Source organism: Dellaglioa sp. CoH-57-MRSF-18 (genome assembly GCF_056781995.1).
In genome coordinates this window covers 1-330 of the sequence record NZ_JBXAXX010000160.1, presented here as the reverse complement: position 1 = coordinate 330, position 330 = coordinate 1, and the positions used below count along the sequence as shown (strand labels likewise).

At 54.2% G+C, this 330-nt stretch carries 1 protein-coding gene and 1 tRNA gene; both read right to left on the bottom strand.

The features are described from left to right. Positions 1–18: 18 nt before the first annotated feature. A tRNA-Asn gene (locus AC1RPG_RS08555) sits at positions 19–94 on the bottom strand. A gap of 58 nt (positions 95–152) precedes the next feature. Further along, positions 153–317 (bottom strand): hypothetical protein, encoded by a 165-nt coding sequence (locus tag AC1RPG_RS08550; protein ID WP_481762561.1) that lies wholly within the window; start codon positions 315–317, stop codon positions 153–155. Positions 318–330: the final 13 nt, after the last annotated feature.

The following is a 330-nucleotide window of genomic DNA, read 5'->3' as shown; positions in this document are numbered from 1 at the left end:
GAGCTACCCGCGCATGTTTGGCTCCGGTGGCTGGGATCGAACCAGCGACCCACGGATTAACAGTCCGTTGCTACTACCGCTGAGCTACACCGGAATTGAGTCAGATAGACCGGGTAACAACTTCGTCCGGCTCACTATCTGATTCGTACTACTTAACTGATGATACCAATCAGGTCGCCTTCGAGGCACACCTTCAGCTCTTCACCATCTACTTCTACGGTTGCAGTCGTCATTGACGTGATAACCGTGTCACCTACCTTAACGCGCAGAGGACGGATCGAACCGTCGCGCAGGATATGTCCTTCGCCTACGGCCACCACAACACCACGA